The 1,102-nt window shown below is 50.0% G+C and carries 1 protein-coding gene; it reads right to left on the bottom strand.

Annotation, left to right across the window (positions count from 1 at the left end; all coding sequences use genetic code 11):
- On the bottom strand, positions 1-980 hold a 980-nt coding region (locus ACTHS3_RS14070), incomplete at its 3' end, for a CAP domain-containing protein (protein WP_440368260.1).
- Between the last annotated feature and the right edge of the window lie 122 nt (positions 981-1,102).

Genomic DNA, 1,102 nt, shown 5'->3' with positions numbered 1-1,102 from the left:
TTTTGACGGTATTCGAACACGGCACGGTAGTCGGTGTCGTATTCCAATGGCTGTAAAGGAAACAGCGCAAATTGGCGGTCGGTCAGGAGGCGGTTTGGGTCATTATCTTTATCTAATATTTTGACGTCTCTGATTTCTTTTGTGTCCTGATACAGTTTGAACGAACGCATTTTGACCGGAGGCGATTGTTCTGAGAACGCGATGCTGACCGGATTGCCGGTCATTTCATAATGAGGCATAGGGTCGGGACGTTCGCCATGGAAAACCGGTAAAGCGAAGTTGCCTTGCGGATAGGTGATGTAAGGCCGGAATTTGCGGTTGGAGATTTCATCCGCATAAACAATGGAATGGCCATGACAGGCATCTTGATAAAACGAGCGGCTGAGGTCGGAGAGGGGGCGGTTTTTTTGGCAGAGGCTGTTGAATCTGCTGTCGCCCTGATTGATGCTCAGCGCGATTTGTTTGCCTTGCGATTCAAATGCGGCTCCGGCCTCGTCGATATTTTGATCGAGTAAGGAGAGACGGTGGTAAATCGCCGTCATCAGATTATCCAGCTGATGTTGGGCAGGTAGATGGCTGTTGATTTTTTCGTTTGGCGGATGCTGGCCGGTGCTGACGTTTTCGTGCACGCCTTTATAGGCATAACCGGCTTTGCGCGTGCGGTCTGATGGGCGTGGGCCTGTATAAAAGGGATTGTGTGTATTGTGTTCGTCATGTCCGTCGTCAGGGTTTTGCAGCAGATAGCGGGCATGATTGCGCGCGGCACGTTCGAGTGTGGCTGAGTGCGCCAGTGCGGGCAGATTGGCTGAGGCGCGGAGGAAGTTTAAATACGCCAAAGCGTCAAAATCGGCAACGGCAGAACGATTTTGTGGCGGTTGGGCATAGATGAGCTGGTCTTCGGAATAGCGATGGGTTTCGTAGTATTGGAATATGCCGAGGGTGACGGCAAAACCACCCAGCCAGTAAAGAATGTGTTTCATTATATGTACTGCGTTCAGACGGCCTTGAGCTACGGCTCTTTTTCTTTGAAACTCATGCCGTTAAATGATTATTTTGATAGCGGCTTGACTTGGAATGCTTCAGGATGGGATTTGAAATATTC

The sequence above is a fragment of the Neisseria sp. P0009.S007 genome (genome assembly GCF_051962515.1).
This window is presented reverse-complemented; position numbering and strand designations above follow the sequence as displayed.